Genomic DNA, 379 nt, shown 5'->3' on the forward strand with positions numbered 1-379 from the left:
CTTTAGAGTAACGTTGGTTTTTTCTGCTCATTATTAGCTCCTTCTGATGCCATTCTATTTCAGGAAGGAGTGTCCGTTAAACTCAGGCTACCTCAGTGTACAGCGTTCGCCTGACACAAAGCACACGGCGCCTTTCAGAAATCGGTGTCATCCGCGTTTATGAAGATTCAACGGACGGTTCGCTGAATGATTTTCTGGGCGCAACTAATATTGACCTGCGTCCGGAATCCCTGAAGAAATTCGAAGAGCTGGCGCAACAGGCGCAGCAGAGTGCCGGGAGCGCAGCCGGAAACGCACGGCAGACGGCGCAGGATATGACGGCAGCCGCAACGGCCCGTGATGATGCACAACGTTTTGCGGAGAAAGCCCGACAGGATGC

The 379-nt window shown here is 53.0% G+C and carries 1 protein-coding gene; it reads left to right on the forward strand.

Annotated features, from left to right (window positions below; translation table 11 throughout):
• Nucleotides 1-95: 95 nt before the first annotated feature.
• Nucleotides 96-379, forward strand: a 284-nt coding sequence (locus tag BHE85_RS18930; protein WP_171730063.1) for a prophage tail fiber N-terminal domain-containing protein, incomplete at its 3' end; no start/stop codon positions are given.

This window comes from Shigella sp. FC1567, from assembly GCF_001743015.1.
Lineage (GTDB): Bacteria > Pseudomonadota > Gammaproteobacteria > Enterobacterales > Enterobacteriaceae > Escherichia > Escherichia coli.